13 protein-coding genes are annotated in these 14,434 nt (G+C 56.3%); 11 read left to right on the forward strand and 2 right to left on the reverse strand.

Features of this window, described 5'->3' with window-relative positions:
• Positions 1-91: 91 nt before the first annotated feature.
• Complete coding sequence (locus tag NNL35_RS15130; RefSeq protein ID WP_006678172.1) at positions 92-319, reverse strand: hypothetical protein; 228 nt, start codon at positions 317-319, stop codon at positions 92-94.
• A gap of 260 nt (positions 320-579) precedes the next feature.
• Between NNL35_RS15130 and NNL35_RS15135 the strand changes: the two genes are divergently transcribed.
• From NNL35_RS15135 to zwf, 4 genes are all read left to right on the forward strand, one after another.
• Complete coding sequence (locus tag NNL35_RS15135; RefSeq protein WP_006678173.1) at positions 580-1,323, forward strand: winged helix-turn-helix domain-containing protein; 744 nt, start codon at positions 580-582, stop codon at positions 1,321-1,323.
• Positions 1,324-1,493: 170 nt separating this feature from the next.
• Complete coding sequence (trxB, locus tag NNL35_RS15140; RefSeq protein WP_040732288.1) at positions 1,494-2,447, forward strand: thioredoxin-disulfide reductase; 954 nt, start codon at positions 1,494-1,496, stop codon at positions 2,445-2,447.
• Between the two features lie 106 nt (positions 2,448-2,553).
• Positions 2,554-2,793, forward strand: a complete 240-nt coding sequence (locus NNL35_RS15145; protein WP_006678175.1) for a glutaredoxin family protein — start codon at positions 2,554-2,556, stop codon at positions 2,791-2,793.
• Positions 2,794-2,933: 140 nt separating this feature from the next.
• Positions 2,934-4,472 (forward strand): glucose-6-phosphate dehydrogenase, encoded by a 1,539-nt coding sequence (gene zwf, locus NNL35_RS15150; protein ID WP_006678176.1) that lies wholly within the window; start codon positions 2,934-2,936, stop codon positions 4,470-4,472.
• 176 nt (positions 4,473-4,648) lie between these two features.
• Here zwf and NNL35_RS15155 read toward each other — a convergent pair whose 3' ends face one another.
• A complete protein-coding gene (locus tag NNL35_RS15155; protein ID WP_006678177.1) occupies positions 4,649-5,380 on the reverse strand; it encodes an endonuclease/exonuclease/phosphatase family protein in 732 nt (243 codons plus the stop codon).
• Between the two features lie 275 nt (positions 5,381-5,655).
• Between NNL35_RS15155 and NNL35_RS15160 the strand changes: the two genes are divergently transcribed.
• The 7 genes from NNL35_RS15160 (at position 5,656) to NNL35_RS15190 (ending at position 14,097) form a co-directional block, all read left to right on the forward strand.
• A complete protein-coding gene (locus NNL35_RS15160) occupies positions 5,656-7,098 on the forward strand; it encodes a PAS domain S-box protein (protein ID WP_006678178.1) in 1,443 nt (480 codons plus the stop codon).
• A gap of 205 nt (positions 7,099-7,303) precedes the next feature.
• Complete coding sequence (gene dcuS, locus NNL35_RS15165; protein WP_238535398.1) at positions 7,304-8,923, forward strand: DcuS/MalK family sensor histidine kinase; 1,620 nt, start codon at positions 7,304-7,306, stop codon at positions 8,921-8,923.
• Positions 8,920-9,654, forward strand: coding sequence for a response regulator (locus tag NNL35_RS15170; RefSeq protein ID WP_006678180.1), 735 nt, complete (start codon positions 8,920-8,922; stop codon positions 9,652-9,654). The genes dcuS and NNL35_RS15170 overlap by 4 nt, the downstream gene beginning before the upstream one ends.
• Before the next feature lie 143 nt (positions 9,655-9,797).
• A complete protein-coding gene (locus NNL35_RS15175; RefSeq protein ID WP_040732291.1) occupies positions 9,798-11,435 on the forward strand; it encodes an SLC13 family permease in 1,638 nt (545 codons plus the stop codon).
• Between the two features lie 80 nt (positions 11,436-11,515).
• The gene (locus tag NNL35_RS15180) at positions 11,516-12,343 is read left to right on the forward strand and encodes an ROK family protein (RefSeq protein WP_006678182.1); all 828 of its coding nucleotides are present in this window, start codon (positions 11,516-11,518) and stop codon (positions 12,341-12,343) included.
• Positions 12,344-12,538: 195 nt separating this feature from the next.
• Positions 12,539-13,489 (forward strand): ring-cleaving dioxygenase, encoded by a 951-nt coding sequence (locus tag NNL35_RS15185; protein ID WP_006678183.1) that lies wholly within the window; start codon positions 12,539-12,541, stop codon positions 13,487-13,489.
• Positions 13,486-14,097 carry an alpha/beta hydrolase gene (locus tag NNL35_RS15190; protein ID WP_006678184.1) on the forward strand — a complete coding sequence of 204 codons (612 nt, stop codon included), beginning with the start codon at positions 13,486-13,488 and terminating at the stop codon, positions 14,095-14,097. Before NNL35_RS15185 ends, NNL35_RS15190 begins: the two co-directional genes overlap by 4 nt.
• The last annotated feature ends 337 nt before the right edge of the window (positions 14,098-14,434 follow it).

Consider the following 14,434-nt stretch of genomic DNA (forward strand, 5'->3'; position numbering starts at 1 on the left):
TGCGCCAGAGATATATTGGTGGCTGCGCTGAACAGCCGCGCCTAGCGGCCGCCCGCCATCCTGAGCCAGGCGGCGAGGCGGGAAGGGCTGTCTATTCATCGGGCTGCAGGCTTGGGATCGCCGTGAAGAACACGTCGAGAAGATCTTTGTGGAACGTCTGCCGGACATAATCCGTTATCTGTTCAAGCTCCTGCTCCGAAGTGAACTCCAGCACCGGCCGCCCTTCGCATTTTAACACCCGGCAGTTATATTTCTCTCTCACCTGATCGATGATAACATCCTGACTTACGGCAGCGGAGCCCATTACCTCGATTGCCATGCCGTCTCCTCCTTAATAAGCTGCGTATGGCCATGATATACACTCTTTCTATCAAGTTTCTCGCCCGTTGTCTGTGATGGATGTCATAGACGAGCGGGGAGCGGGAGGGACGCGAACTCGGGCATATCCGGCAGAGACTGACTATTGTTGACTTTTGCGCCCCGCCTTCTTATATTAATACTAACTCTAAAATGGAGGGTCGGCATGGCCTGCCATGCTATCCCCGAAGAGGAGTTTATTGGCAAAGGAGTGTGTGCGGCGTGCAGTCATTCGAAGACAACGGTTCCGTCGATGACGGAAAGGCAATGACCTTTGCGGATGATGAACTGGGGCAATTCTGCGAGACGACCCGGCGGGTCGTGATCGTCAGCCCTTTCCCGGCTTCGATCCGCTCGCTGTTCGTCGCGTTAACGATACGCTGTTATGATGTGCTGCTCTTCCATCAGGAGCATGATCCGATGCTGCAGACGATGAACAGCGATCTGGTCATCGTCGATCGGACGAAGGCGGTTCCGGCCGACCCGTCCGCCACCATCCCGGGCAGTCATGGCGCCATCCTTCTGCTCCAGGGCGAGGACCTGGGGACGGGCCCGGACGAGCAGGGCAGGGAAGTGATGATCTGGCCTTGTCCGATCGAAGCGGCATTGTCGCGAATCGAAGAGCTGGCCAGCCGGAACGATGCCCAGCCGGCGGTGGCGGGCAGCGAGCTGCTGCGCTTCAAGGATGTCGTCGTCGATCTGAAGCGCATCACGGTGCATCAGGCGGGCGCCAAGATCGAGCTGACGCGAACCGAGTTCGATGTGCTGAAGGGGCTGCTGCTGAATGGCGGCGGCGTCATGACCCGGCAGCAGATTATGGAGTTCGTCTGGGGCGAATCGTATATCGGCGGCAGTAACTCTATCGATGTCCATATCAAGAGTCTGCGCCAGAAGCTCGGCGATGCGCCGAAGCATCCGAAGTACATTGTCACGGTCCGGGGAATCGGCTACCGGATAGCCGATTAACAACGATCGCGAGCATCTTCATGAACCCTTCATGATTCCTTCATGAAGGGTTCATTGTGTCTTCATCAAGCCTTCATGATGAGCGGCGGCGCAGATGATAAGATAGGTTCTGCAAGCAAGAACGCATCATGAAGATTCAATATGATTTGATAGATGATGGAGATGATCTTATGTACAAGACTGTCATTGTCGGAACGGGACCTGCCGGATTGACGGCGGCGATTTATTTGGCCCGTGCGAACCTGAACCCGTTGATTATAGAAGGTCCGGAGCCTGGAGGCCAGTTGACGACGACGACGGAAGTGGAGAACTTCCCCGGCTTTCCGGATGGCATTATGGGCCCGGAGCTGATGGACAATATGCGCAAGCAGGCCGAGCGCTTCGGCGCGGAATTCCGCACCGGGTGGGTCACGGAAGCGGATCTGTCGAAGCGGCCGTTCACCTTGTCCGTCGAAGGGATGGGCGAGATTCAGGCCGAGTCGCTCATTATATCGACAGGGGCCTCCGCGAAGTATCTCGGCATACCGGGCGAGCGCGATAACGTCGGCCGCGGCGTCAGCACATGCGCGACATGCGACGGGTTCTTCTTCCGCAACAAGAAGATTGTCGTCATCGGCGGCGGCGACTCCGCGATGGAGGAAGCCAGCTTCCTGACACGCTTCGCTTCGGAAGTGGTGCTGGTCAACCGCCGGACTGAGCTGCGCGCCTCCAAGATTATGCAGGATCGGGCCCGTCAGAATGGCAAGATCCGCTGGTCCCTGAACCGGACGCCGGTCGAAGTGATTGCGGGCGAGCATGGCGTTACCGGCCTCAAGGTGCGCAATAATGAGACCGGCGAGGAAGAGATTATCGCGACGGACGGCATCTTCGTGGCGATCGGCCATACGCCGAACACGAAGTTCCTGGCCGGCCAGCTTGATGCCGATGAGCAGGGCTATCTGCAGGTGAAGCCGGGCACGACCGAGACGAACATTCCCGGCGTATTCGCCTGCGGGGATGTGCAGGATAACCGGTACCGCCAGGCGATTAGCGCCGCCGGCACGGGCTGCATGGCCGCGCTGGACTGCGAGCGTTACTTGGAGAGCGTGGAGAGCGCAAGCGCTCCGGCCGCAGTCCAGGCGTAAGCCGCTCGGGGCCTGGCGCTGCGAGTGGAGCCGGTGCGGGGCACATCATGGCGCGGGCCGCGGCCAATAGGCAAGCGGATAGCGAGTAAAGGAGAGAGGTGACATCATGGATGAGAAAGTGATTGTCTATACAAGCACCTATTGCCAATATTGCTCACAGGTCAAAAAGTTCCTGGGCGAGCGCAACGTCGAATTCGAAGAGCGGAACATCGACAAGGATGAGAAGTATGCCGAAGAGCTGTGGAATACCGGCATGCGCTCGGTGCCGGTTACGCTCATCGGGGAGACGCAGATCCTCGGCTTCAACCAGATTCAACTGAACCAAGCGTTGGCCGCCCGCGCATAATCGGGGAGCGGCGGAAGGCCTATGCAGCCTTGCATAGATACGACAACGACGGAATCCGCTCAATGGGCGGATTTCTACTTATATATAAAAGATGAGATAGATGCAGCACTTGCTGGGAGCTGTGGAATGGAGGCCATCATATGAATGCAGCAACTTTACTACTGTTCGGAGCGACGGGCGATTTGGCGAAGCGCAAAATCTATCCCGCCCTATTCAACCTACATCTTGACCGCAAGCTGCCTGCCGGCTTCTCCATATTCGGCATGGGCCGCAGCGCGTGGAGCGACGAGGAGTTCCGCTGCCGCGTAGCGCAATCGATAAGCGACTTCTCCCGCCGGCCGGCAGCAGACGAGGCGGAATTGAACGCGTTCCTGGAGCGGTTCCGCTTCTGCCGCCTGAACGTGGCGGTTCCCGAAGATTTCGCGCGGCTGCTGGAGCAGGTGCGGCAGCGCGAGCAAGAGCTCGGCATCGCCGAGAACCGAATGTTCTATCTCTCGGTTGCTCCGGAGCTGTTCGAGCCGATCGTCCGCCACATTCATGAGAGCGGCTTGAGCCGCGTATCCGGCTGGAAGCGGCTCCTGATCGAGAAGCCGTTCGGCCGCGATCTGGCATCGGCCCGCGCGTTGAATGCGCTGCTGGGCAGCGTCTTCCGCGAGGAGGAAATCTTCCGGATCGATCATTATCTCGGCAAGCGGATGGTGCAGAATCTGCAGAAGCTGGAGTATACGAATCCGATGCTCCAGGCCGTCTGGAAAAACCAATACATTGCCAACGTGCAGATTACGGCGAGCGAGACGTTCGGCGTAGAGCAGCGCGCGGCCTATTACGACGAGGCCGGCGCCATCCGTGATATGGTGCAGAATCATCTGCTCCAAGTACTGGCGATGTTCGCCATGCAGCTTCCGCGCCGCGGCACGGCGGCGGATATGGCGGACAAGAAGCGCGCGCTGCTGGCCTCGATGCGGCCGCTGACGAAGGAAGAGGCGGAACGCTCTGTCGTGCGCGGCCAATATGCGGCGGGCGCCATCGGGGGACGGCCGGTGCCGGCCTACCGGGACGAGCCTGGCATCGGGGAAGGATCCCGCAATGATACGTACGTCGCGGCGCGCATCATGATCGATAATTATTTCTGGCAAGGGGTTCCCTTCTACTTGCGCACCGGCAAGCGAATGGCGGAGAAGGCGACCCGCATCGTGGTTGAATTCAAGGATCCGCTTGACAAATACAGCCGCACGAACGAGCTGACTGCGCCGAATCTGCTGATTATCGACATTGGTCCGAATGAGGGCATCTCCTTCCAGTTGAATGTGAAGGAGGGTCAGCACCGCATCAAGCCGGACCCGGTCCGTCTTCACTATGCGGCGGAGCAGAGCGGCGTTCCCGAAGCCTATGAGAATCTGATGGAAGGGGCCATCCAGGGCGATGCCGCATTCTTCGCCCGCTGGGACGAAGTGGAGCTGTCCTGGCAATGGATACAGCCGATATTGGAAGCCTTCGCGGAGAATCGGGTGCCGCTGCACTTCTATGAGGCGGGCAGTGACGGTCCGGAAGCGGCCCTGCGCCTGCTGGAGGAGGACGGCTTCCACTGGTGGCCGCTGGCCGGCCCTGAAGCGGAATCGAATCGGAACGCGGACGATTCCCGAACGGAGCGCGAGGCAGTCTATGAAGCGGTCCGATAAGCGAGCGGCAGCATACAGTTTTCGGTATCCACGCGGATAGAGCGGTATAGAAGAGGGGGCTGACGCGACAGTACGGCGAAGCAAGCAGACGCCGGATGTGCAGCGGACGGTTCTCTCCCCAGTGCCGCAAGCCATCGGCCTCCAGGCGAAGTCAAAGGCTTGCGGCGCTGCTCGTTCTATCGGATGGATAAGGCGGCGGCGATTGGGTAATGATCCGATGCCACCGAACGGACGACTTCGCGCTGCCCGCCAACAGCGATGCCTTCGTTGACGAGAATATAGTCGATCGTCTCCTTGGCTCCGCCAGCCGGATAGGTATAGGCCGCGGGAAGATCGGCGAATACGTTGCGGAACGAGCGGGACATCGCGGTGACCTCCGGGCTGTCCGGCTGGGCGTTGAAGTCGCCTGTCAGGATGGCTGGTCCGGCCTGTCTGGCCGCGATATCGAGGATTTCCGAGATTTGTGCAAGCCGTTCCTGCTGCTCCAAGCCGAGATGGGTGACATAGAAGCATACCCTCGCATCCTGGACGACCAGCTCGGTCTCCAGCAATCCGCGCTGCTCCTGGCCGCCGCTGTCCAGCAAGTAATGCTGCTGGTGCACGATCGGATACTTGCTCAGGACGGCAATGCCGTATTGCCTCCGCTCGGTGCGCCCCGGCTCGGGATCCCCGTCCAGGTTGGCGCCATACGCATACTGCATCCCCAGGCGCGCGGCCAATACCGTAATCGTATCCTCGTAATTGCTCCGCCTGTCGAAATGGCGGTCGACCTCCTGCAAGCCGACGACGTCGGCGCCCGCTCTGCGGATAACTGCCGCAATCCGCGCCGGATCATACCGGTCATCCATTCCGCGCCCATGCTGAATGTTGTACGACATGACGGTAAGCGATGCTGGACCTTGTATCATGAACTCACCCCTGAATTGTAGCGTAGTCTCCTCTCCTGCTAAGTTCGCACAGATGACGGCCGCCGTCAATGGGGCGGCGCAAGCCGTTTTTTTGCGGAACGGTGACCCTGTACAATATTTTGGGAAAACTTTATTTTCGGCACGAGGAAATTTGTGGGCGGCAGCGAATTATTTCGTACACAACAGAAAATTGGAGATTCCCGTTCCTGGATAAAGACATACATCATTCCGCTCGAAGTCATTTGGGGATGTGGCGATTGAAAGGGGATACTCATATGCATTTGAAGCAAATTGACTTGTTCGATTTCGCCTTCAACAATGCGTCTATCGGGATGTCGATCGTCTCTCTGGAGGGCCGGTTCATTCAAGTCAACCGCGCCTTGTGCAGCATGCTCGGCTACGATGAGCGAGAACTGCTGGCATTGAATTTTCAGTCGATCACCCATCAGGATGATCTCGAGGAAAACCTGGAGTACGTCTATCAGCTCCTCAACATGAAGATCGAAGCGTACCATATGGAAAAGCGGTACATACATAAGCAAGGGCATCCGGTGTGGTGTCTGGTGAACGTCTCCGTCGTGCACAACGAGAAAGGGGAGCCCATTTTTTTGTTCTCGCAGTTCCACGATATTACGGCCGAGAAAATGACGGAAATCGCGCGGCGCAAAACGGAAAGCGTGCTGCGGGAGAAGGAAGAGTCGTTCCGCATCCTGCTGGAAGAGCTGCCGCTCGCCGTCATCATTACCCGGCACGGGATCTGCCAGTATGTCAACCGGGCGGGAATTCAACTCATCGGCGCGCGCGGCCCCGAGGAAATATTGGGCGTATCCACGAATGAGTTCGTCGATCCGAGCAATCATGACAAGATCGAGGACAGACGGCGAAGACACCGTCATGGGGGGAAGCTGGGCACGGTCAAATATAAGCTCCGCTGCTATAACGGAGAGATTAAATTTGCGGAGGGCGTCTCGATACCGACAACCTTTCTCGGCGAAGAAGCGGTGATTGGCGTATTTCAGGATGTGACGGAGCGGAAGAAGGAAGAGGAACGCATCATCCAGTCGGAGAAGCTGTCGATCGTCGGGCAGCTGGCGGCGGGAATCGCCCATGAAATACGCAACCCGATCACCTCGATCAATGGCTTTCTCAAATTGCTGCGATCCTTGAAGACCGAGAAGGAGCAATATTACGACATTATCGAATCGGAGCTGAAGAGCATTGAGATCATCTGCAACGAGCTGCTTATTTTGGCGAAGCCGAACCTGGTGACGACCCGGCGCACGAATCTGGTGCAGCTGCTGGAGCAGAGCATCGCGCTGATGAGTGCCCAGGCGACGATGAAGAACAGCACGATTGACGCCGATCTTCCATCAGGGGAGATATGGCTGCACTGCGAGCCGAATCAGATCAAGCAGGTGTTCGTCAATGTAATTAAAAATGCGATCGAAGCGATGCCGGACGGCGGACATATTTATATTGGCGCAACGGTGAGAGACGGATTCGCGCTCATTACGATTGAAGACGAGGGCTGCGGCATTCCCGCGGAGAAGCTGGAGATGCTGGGCCAGCCGTTCTATACGACGAAGGATTCCGGAACGGGTCTCGGCCTGATGGTCAGTTACAACATTATGGAGAATCACGGCGGGAGCATATCGGTGGACAGCCTGCCGCAGCAGGGGACGACATTTACGGTGGCGCTACCCATCCTCGATGAGTAGAGACGGCGGCGGCTTGAGCGGAGCCGTGAGCAGAGCAGATCCGATAGGGCAGAGACGAAGCACTTCCGAAGCGCAGGGATGGATACGCGCCGACGGGGGTGCTTTTTGCCGCAATCGCGCATCGAGGACTAGTTCAAATTTCATCTATCCGTTATATTGATATAGTGTACTGCCATTTTTGTAAAAATAGGCTAGAAAATGCGAGGTGACCAAGATAGCACACGGTCTCAAACCATTCTTTTTTCCCAATCGGCCTTATCAATTAAAGACGCTTATCCTGCTGCTAGTCACTGTCGTGGTGGCGCTGTCTCTCGTGTTGACCGGGATCCTTATCGCGAACGACTATGCGGCCGCAACCCAGAGAAGCCAGGAAAAGAGGGCGCAAGCCATTGCAAGCGCGGTCGGCCAGACGCCGACCATTCTGGACAGCCTGCGCAACGGAACCTATGGCGGCCCCGTCCAGACTTATACGATGAAGGTGAAAGCGGATACAAACGTCGAGTATATCGTGGTCATGGATATGAACAGCGTTCGCCTGTCTCATCCCAATGAAGAGATGATTGGCCGCACGTTTGTCGGAGGAGACGAAGGGCCGGCCCTGGAAGGGAAAAGTTACACGTCAGTGGCTATCGGTACGTTAGGAGAGTCGATGCGCGCCTTTATGCCGATCTGGGACGGAGGAGAGCAGCTTGGCGCCGTGGCGGTCGGGATAGCCAAGGATAAAATCAATGACGCGGTATGGCGCAGTCAACAGATCATCCTTCTCGGCATGGGGGTGGGCTTGGCGGCAGGCTTGATCGGGGCGCTGCTGCTGGCGCAAAAGGTCAAGCGTTCGATGCACGGCCTGGAGCCGGTTGAAATCGCGAAGCTGCTGGAGGAAAAGGAAGCGATGCTCGCTTCCGTTCGCGAAGGAGTCGTCGCGGTGGATGAAAAGGGGATCATGGTGGTAGCCAATCGGGCAGCACGAGAGATGTTCAAGCGGGCGGGGCTTCCTCCCGATCCGATTGGAAAACATGTGCGGGATTGCATGCCTGAATCCAAGCTGCAGGATGTTCTGATTCACCACAGAGTAGAGCTGGACCAGCAGCAAACATTGAACAATCTGGAGATCGTCGTGAACTGCGTTCCTGTCAAGGCTGCCGGCAAACTGGTAGGGGCATTGGCTACGTTCCGGGACAAAACGGAGCTGACGAGAATGCTGGAGCAATTATCGGGCGCCAAAAATTATGCGGAAAGTCTCAGGGTCCACACTCATGAGTTCATGAATAAGCTTCATGTCATATCAGCCATGGTGCATACGGAATCATACAAGGAGCTTCAGGCGTATATCAAGCGGATTTCCAATCATTATCAAAAGGATGTGGGCTGGGTCTCCAGCCATGTGAAGGACCCGGTGATAGCTGGATTTTTGCTGAATAAGCTCAGCTTCCTGCAGGAGCATGACGTCGAAGTGACGCTGACAGGACGGGAAGCGTGGCCCTCCATTGCACGGCCGGAGGTTCTTGACGCGCTGATCACGATAATCGGCAATTCTCTGGACAACGCTTATGAAGCGATAGCCGGGCAGGAGGAAAAAGAAGTCATGGTTGAGCTGTCTTCCACAATGGAAGGCTGGCTGGAATGGACGGTGCGGGATAATGGTCCGGGTCTGGCGGAGGAGCTTGCCGGAGAGATCAGAAAAGGGAACTCCACCAAAGGAGAGGGACGGGGCTACGGCCTGCATCTGATCCACACAGCGGCGGCAGACACAGACGGAACGGTACATATATCTTCAAGGAAAGGAGACGGGATGACATTGACGGTGCGCATTCCATACCAGGCATGATTCAGGTCTTGATTATTGAAGATGATCCGATGGTAGCGAAGTTCAACGGGATGTATGTCGACAAGGTGCCGGGCTTCGCATTGGCGGGAACGGCTGACGGAGTAGAAGCAGGCTGGGAGATTCTACAGAGCAGAAAAATCGATTTAGTGTTGCTTGATGTGTATATGGCGAACAAGAACGGACTGGATTTGCTCGTCGATGCAAGGAAAGCCAATCTTGCTGTTGATGTTATCGTGGTCTCCTCTGCGAATGACCACGCTTCCGTACAAACGGCTCTTCGTTACGGGGCCGTTGACTACTTAATCAAGCCCTTTGATTTTGAGCGGTTCCGGGAGGCGCTCATGCGGTACAAGTATAGATGCATCCATATCCGGAAGGAAGGAATTCAGCAAAAAGAGCTTGATGCGTTGTTTCATCAGGGCGGCGGGAACCAAGGCTGGGCTGGGGAGAGCCTGCCTAAAGGGATTACGAAAGAAACGTTTCTTCGCGTCCTGCGCGAGATTAACAAGCTGGAGGGCTGGTTCTCCACGGCCGAATTGGCTGAATTGACGGGGATATCAAGAGTGTCTCTACGCAAATACTTGCGTTTCCTGGAGGAAAACAACACACTGCTCAGCGATGTCAGCTATCAAGGCAACGGCCGCCCGCTCCAGCAGTATAAGCTCAGCGCAGAGGGGCTGGATTACGTGCTTTCCATTTTGCACAAAAGAAATAAAGTTCCGGTTGAATAGCTCGTTCGCTCTGGCGGCGAGCTTTTTTTTCATTCCGGGCACTTTTTTTAGTTACAAAAGCCCTGATAATAGTTAAAAAACATATACGGATAGACAAATCTGTAAGAGAATTGACGAAAGCGCTTACAAATGGGGGATGATTGATGAAACAAATGGTTGTATCCGCTTGGCGCAGCCTGTGGGCACAGCATAAGCGAACGAAACAGATATTGACGGTATCCGGCCAGGCAACAGATCAGGGAGGCATTCAACCTGGCGTCAAGTCCAACAAACCGTATGCCAAAGCTCAGCTTGTTGGATTTATATTGGGACCTGTTTTGTTTATGTTGACGATGTTATTTTTTCAACCCGAGGGATTGTCTGCGGAAGGGAAATCCGTGCTCGCCGTGACGCTATGGATTGCGGTATGGTGGATTACCGAGGCGATTCCGATACCGGCGACTTCTCTGCTGCCGCTCATACTGCTTCCTGTCACGGGAGCGATGCAAGGCAATGTGGTCGCCTCATCCTACGGCAACGATATTATTTTCTTGTTCCTGGGCGGCTTTTTTATCGCCACCGCGATGGAAAAGTGGAATTTGCACAAAAGAATGGCCCTGTCGATTATCTCGGTAATCGGTACAAGCACACAGCGCATCCTGCTAGGCTTTATGGCCGCAACCGGGTTTTTGTCGATGTGGGTGTCCAATACGGCAGCCGTGATGATGATGGTCCCGATGGGATTGGCGATTACGGCCCAGATTGCGAGTACATTGGCAGGCAAGCCGGAAGAAGAGGAGCTGCCGAAATTTGAGAAGTCCCTTATTTTTGGCATCGGCTATGCAGGGACCATCGGCGGGCTCGGAACACTGATAGGCACTCCGCCCAACATTATTCTTGTCGCCCAGATGAATGAGTTATTCGGCATTACCATCTCCTTTGCTCAGTGGATGCTGTTTGCCGTTCCCGTCGTCCTGCTCATGCTCTTTTTTACCTGGCTTTATTTGGGGAGAATGAAGTTCAGAACATCGATCCGCCAGCTTCCGGGCGGAAGAGAGTTAATTCAGAGCGAGCGCAGCAAGCTTGGCAACACCTCCTTTGAAGAGGGCATGGTTGGCCTAGTCTTCGTACTTGCTGCCTTTATGTGGATCACGCGCGAGTTTTTATGGGTAGACGGCGGTTTGTTCATGCCCATCCCCGGCATCTCGGACGGGATGATTGCGATTATGGCCGCAGCCCTTTTGTTTATCATTCCGGCCAAAGCAGAATCAAGCTCCCGCATTTTGAATTGGAGCGATTCCAAGGACATTCCATGGGGCGTGCTCCTTCTCTTTGGAGGCGGGCTGGCGATTGCGGCAGGCTTCCGTTCCAGCGGTCTGTCTGACTGGATGGGAGAACAATTGACGATGCTTGACGGTTTCCATCTTATTGTCATTATTTCATGCGCTACGCTTCTCATTATGATGATGACCGAGATCACGTCCAATACGGCAACCGCGACGATGATCTTGCCTGTCGTGGCCGCGCTCGCGATCGCCCTTGGCATTCATCCGTTCGCTCTTATGATCCCTTGCGCCATGGCGGCCAACTGCGCCTTCATGCTGCCTGTCGGCACGCCGCCCAATGCGATCATATTCGGTACGGGCAAATTAAAGATTATAGATATGGTCCGGGCCGGTTTTTCCGTTAACGTATTCGCCACGCTCATCATTATCCTTGCCGTCTATTATTTGCTGCCGATCGTCTTCGGGATTGATCTCAACGTTATTCCTGAAAATCTCTTGACCAAGGCGCAGGGCTAGGTTTCTAAAATGCAGAAAACGAAAATATAATGAGATGCAATGAGGGGAAACCAAGGCTGTCAGGCCAAGGAGGACATGGGATGAAGAACTATGTCGGCATTGATATTGGCGGGACGAAAATGCATATGATGGCGGAGCTGGAGAATGGTTGGGCCGAGCATACGGTGCCGACCGGAAGCGGCTGCACGCTGGAGCGTCTCCGGGAGGAGATTGGGTCTTTTCTCTCGCGGCTCCCTTATCGGCCGGACGGGATTGGAATCGGTGTCGTCGGCCTCGTCGAGGGCCACAGCCGAATCCAATTCAGCGATATGCGGGCGCTTAGCGGCATCGCTGCGGAAGAACTCGTTAACGGCGCTGCGCCTGTGGCGTTAATCAATGATGTCAAGGCTGCCACCTTGTCCGAAGCCGCTCATCATCCGGACAGCGATACGGTGGCGGTCATTATGGCGGGCACCGGCATTGCGGTGGGCGTCGTCTCCGGCGGGCAGCTGCTGCAGGGAGCGCGCGGCTGGTCGGGCGAGCTCGGCTATATGATGTTCCCCGTCGGCGAGCGGGTGCAGAAGCTCGATGAGCTGGCCGGAGGCGCGGCGATCCTGCGTCAGGCCGGAATCGGCATTGACATCTTCCTGCGGAAGCTGGAGGAGGGAGACAGCGAAGCGCAGGCCGTCATCGATCGGGCGGGCTTCTACTTCGGGCTCGCCTTCACGAATGTCATCCATCTGTACAACCCGGATACAATTGTGATAGGCGGCAGCACACCGAGATTCAAGGGCTATATGGATGCGGCATTGGCTGCAGTCAAGGCCCATACGCTGTCCGATCACGCGGCGGTCTGCTCCATCGTGGAGGCCAGAGAGCCGAAGCGCGCGGTCGCCCTTGGCGCCAGAGCGTTCATCAGCCGCTTGTAATGCTTGTTGACTGAACCGGTTCCTTCGCGGAGCCGGTTTTTTGTGCACTTGCCGGGGACGCGGGAGTGCCAGCCTTTGCGATTGGGGGCAGCGGAAGCGGGGCACACTTGACAGAAGGAGATAAATATAATATCTTTAATTCGAGATATTAACCACCACAATTGATTTATACTGAGATAAAAAGGAGAGATCCATATGACTTTGCATACGGCAGGCATTCATCATATTACCGCGTTTGCCCGCGATCCGCAGGCGAACGTTGACTTTTATGCCGGTGTTCTCGGCTTGCGGCTCGTCAAGAAGACGATTAATTTCGATGCGCCGGAAGTATACCATTTGTATTTCGGCAATGAGGTTGGCGGTCCGGGGACGATCATTACGTTCTTCCCGTGGCCGGATTCCCGCAGAGGCCGCATCGGAGGCGGCCAGGTCGGCATGACGACGTATGTCGTTCCGCCGGGGGCGCTCGACTTCTGGGAAGCGCGGCTGAGACGGTTCGGGATTTCCGTCATGACTGGCCGCCGCTTCGGGGAGAACTACGTGCAATTTACCGACAATGAAGGCTTGCGGCTGGAACTGGTGGAGCGGGAGGAAGGTCCCGCCAGCCAATGGTCGTTCGGCGGAATTCCGGCGGACAAAGCGATCAAGGGCTTCGGGGGAGCGGTTCTGTTCAGCATGCATGCCAATGAGACGATGAGCGTGCTGGAGCATGTGCTCGGCTTGACCCGGGTAGGCGAGGATGCCGGATTCGTCCGCTTCCGGGCGGCCGGGGAGCTCGGCAATCTGATCGATATTCCGAAGTCGGACATGGAGCCGGGAGCGGGGGGCGCGGGGACCGTGCACCATATCGCCTGGCGGGCCCGCGATGATGAGGAGCATGCGGAGTGGAGAAGCAAGGTGGAGCAGAGCGGCTATCATCCGACGCCGATCGTCGACCGCCAATATTTCAACGCCGTTTATTTCCGCGAGAGCGGCGGGATTCTGTTCGAGATTGCGACGGATCCGCCGGGCTTTACCCGCGATGAACCGTTCGAGTCGCTGGGAGAGAGTCTGATGCTGCCGGAATGGTTCGAGCCGCACCGCACCCAGATTGAAGCGAATCTGCTGCCGATCGAAGTAAGACCGCTCAAGGAGGGAGAAGCATGAGACATCTGTACGAAAAAGGGACGGATGAATCAGCGCCAACGCTGGTGCTGCTGCACGGGACGGGCGGTTCGGAGCGCGATCTGGTGCCGCTGGCCCGGATGATCTCGCCGGGATCGGCGGTGCTCAGCCTGCGCGGCAATGTGTTGGAGAATGGAATGCCGCGCTTCTTCCGGCGGCTGGCGGAAGGCGTCTTCGACGAAGAGGATCTTCTGTTCCGGACGGGAGAGGTGAACCAATTCCTGGATCAAGCGGCGGAACAGTACGGGTTCGATCGGCGCAATCTCGTGGCCGTCGGATATTCCAATGGCGCGAATATCGCCGCCAGCCTGCTGTTCCATATTCAAGAGGCATGGGCCGGCGCCATTCTCCATCATCCGATGGTTCCGCGCCGCGGCGTCGTGCTGCCCGAGCTGAGCGGGATCCCTGTCTTTATCGGGGCTGGCAAGAACGACCCGATCTGCTCGCCGCAGGAGACGGAAGAGCTGGAAGGGCTGCTGCGCGGAGCGGGCGCCGACGTCACCGTTCATTGGGAGCGCTACGGCCATCAGTTGACCTCGACTGAGGCGGAGGCGGCAGCGGATTGGTTCCGCGACAAGTTTTTGACGTAATGGAATAGCGGAATGGCATATCGATAAATGCGCAAATGGGGCTGTCTTAGAAGTAGTGTTAAGCTACCGTGAGACAGCCCCAACCTGTGAAAACAGTACTGCGTTTTGCTGAACATGCTTAATTATTCATAATTTCATTTATTCGAGGTGAAGGTGGATTCGATTTGTTCGTTTGGCTGATTTGGTGCTGTCTGATTCCACTCTGTTTCGAGTCTACTTTGATTCTACTTCGGTTCTACTTCGGTTCTGCTTCGATTCTACTTCGATTCAACTTCGGTTCTGCTTCGATTCTGCTTTGGTTCTGCTTTGATTATACCTCGACTCTACTTCGGTTCAA

Origin of the sequence: Paenibacillus dendritiformis, from assembly GCF_945605565.1 — a bacterium.
GTDB lineage: Bacteria > Bacillota > Bacilli > Paenibacillales > Paenibacillaceae > Paenibacillus_B > Paenibacillus_B dendritiformis_A.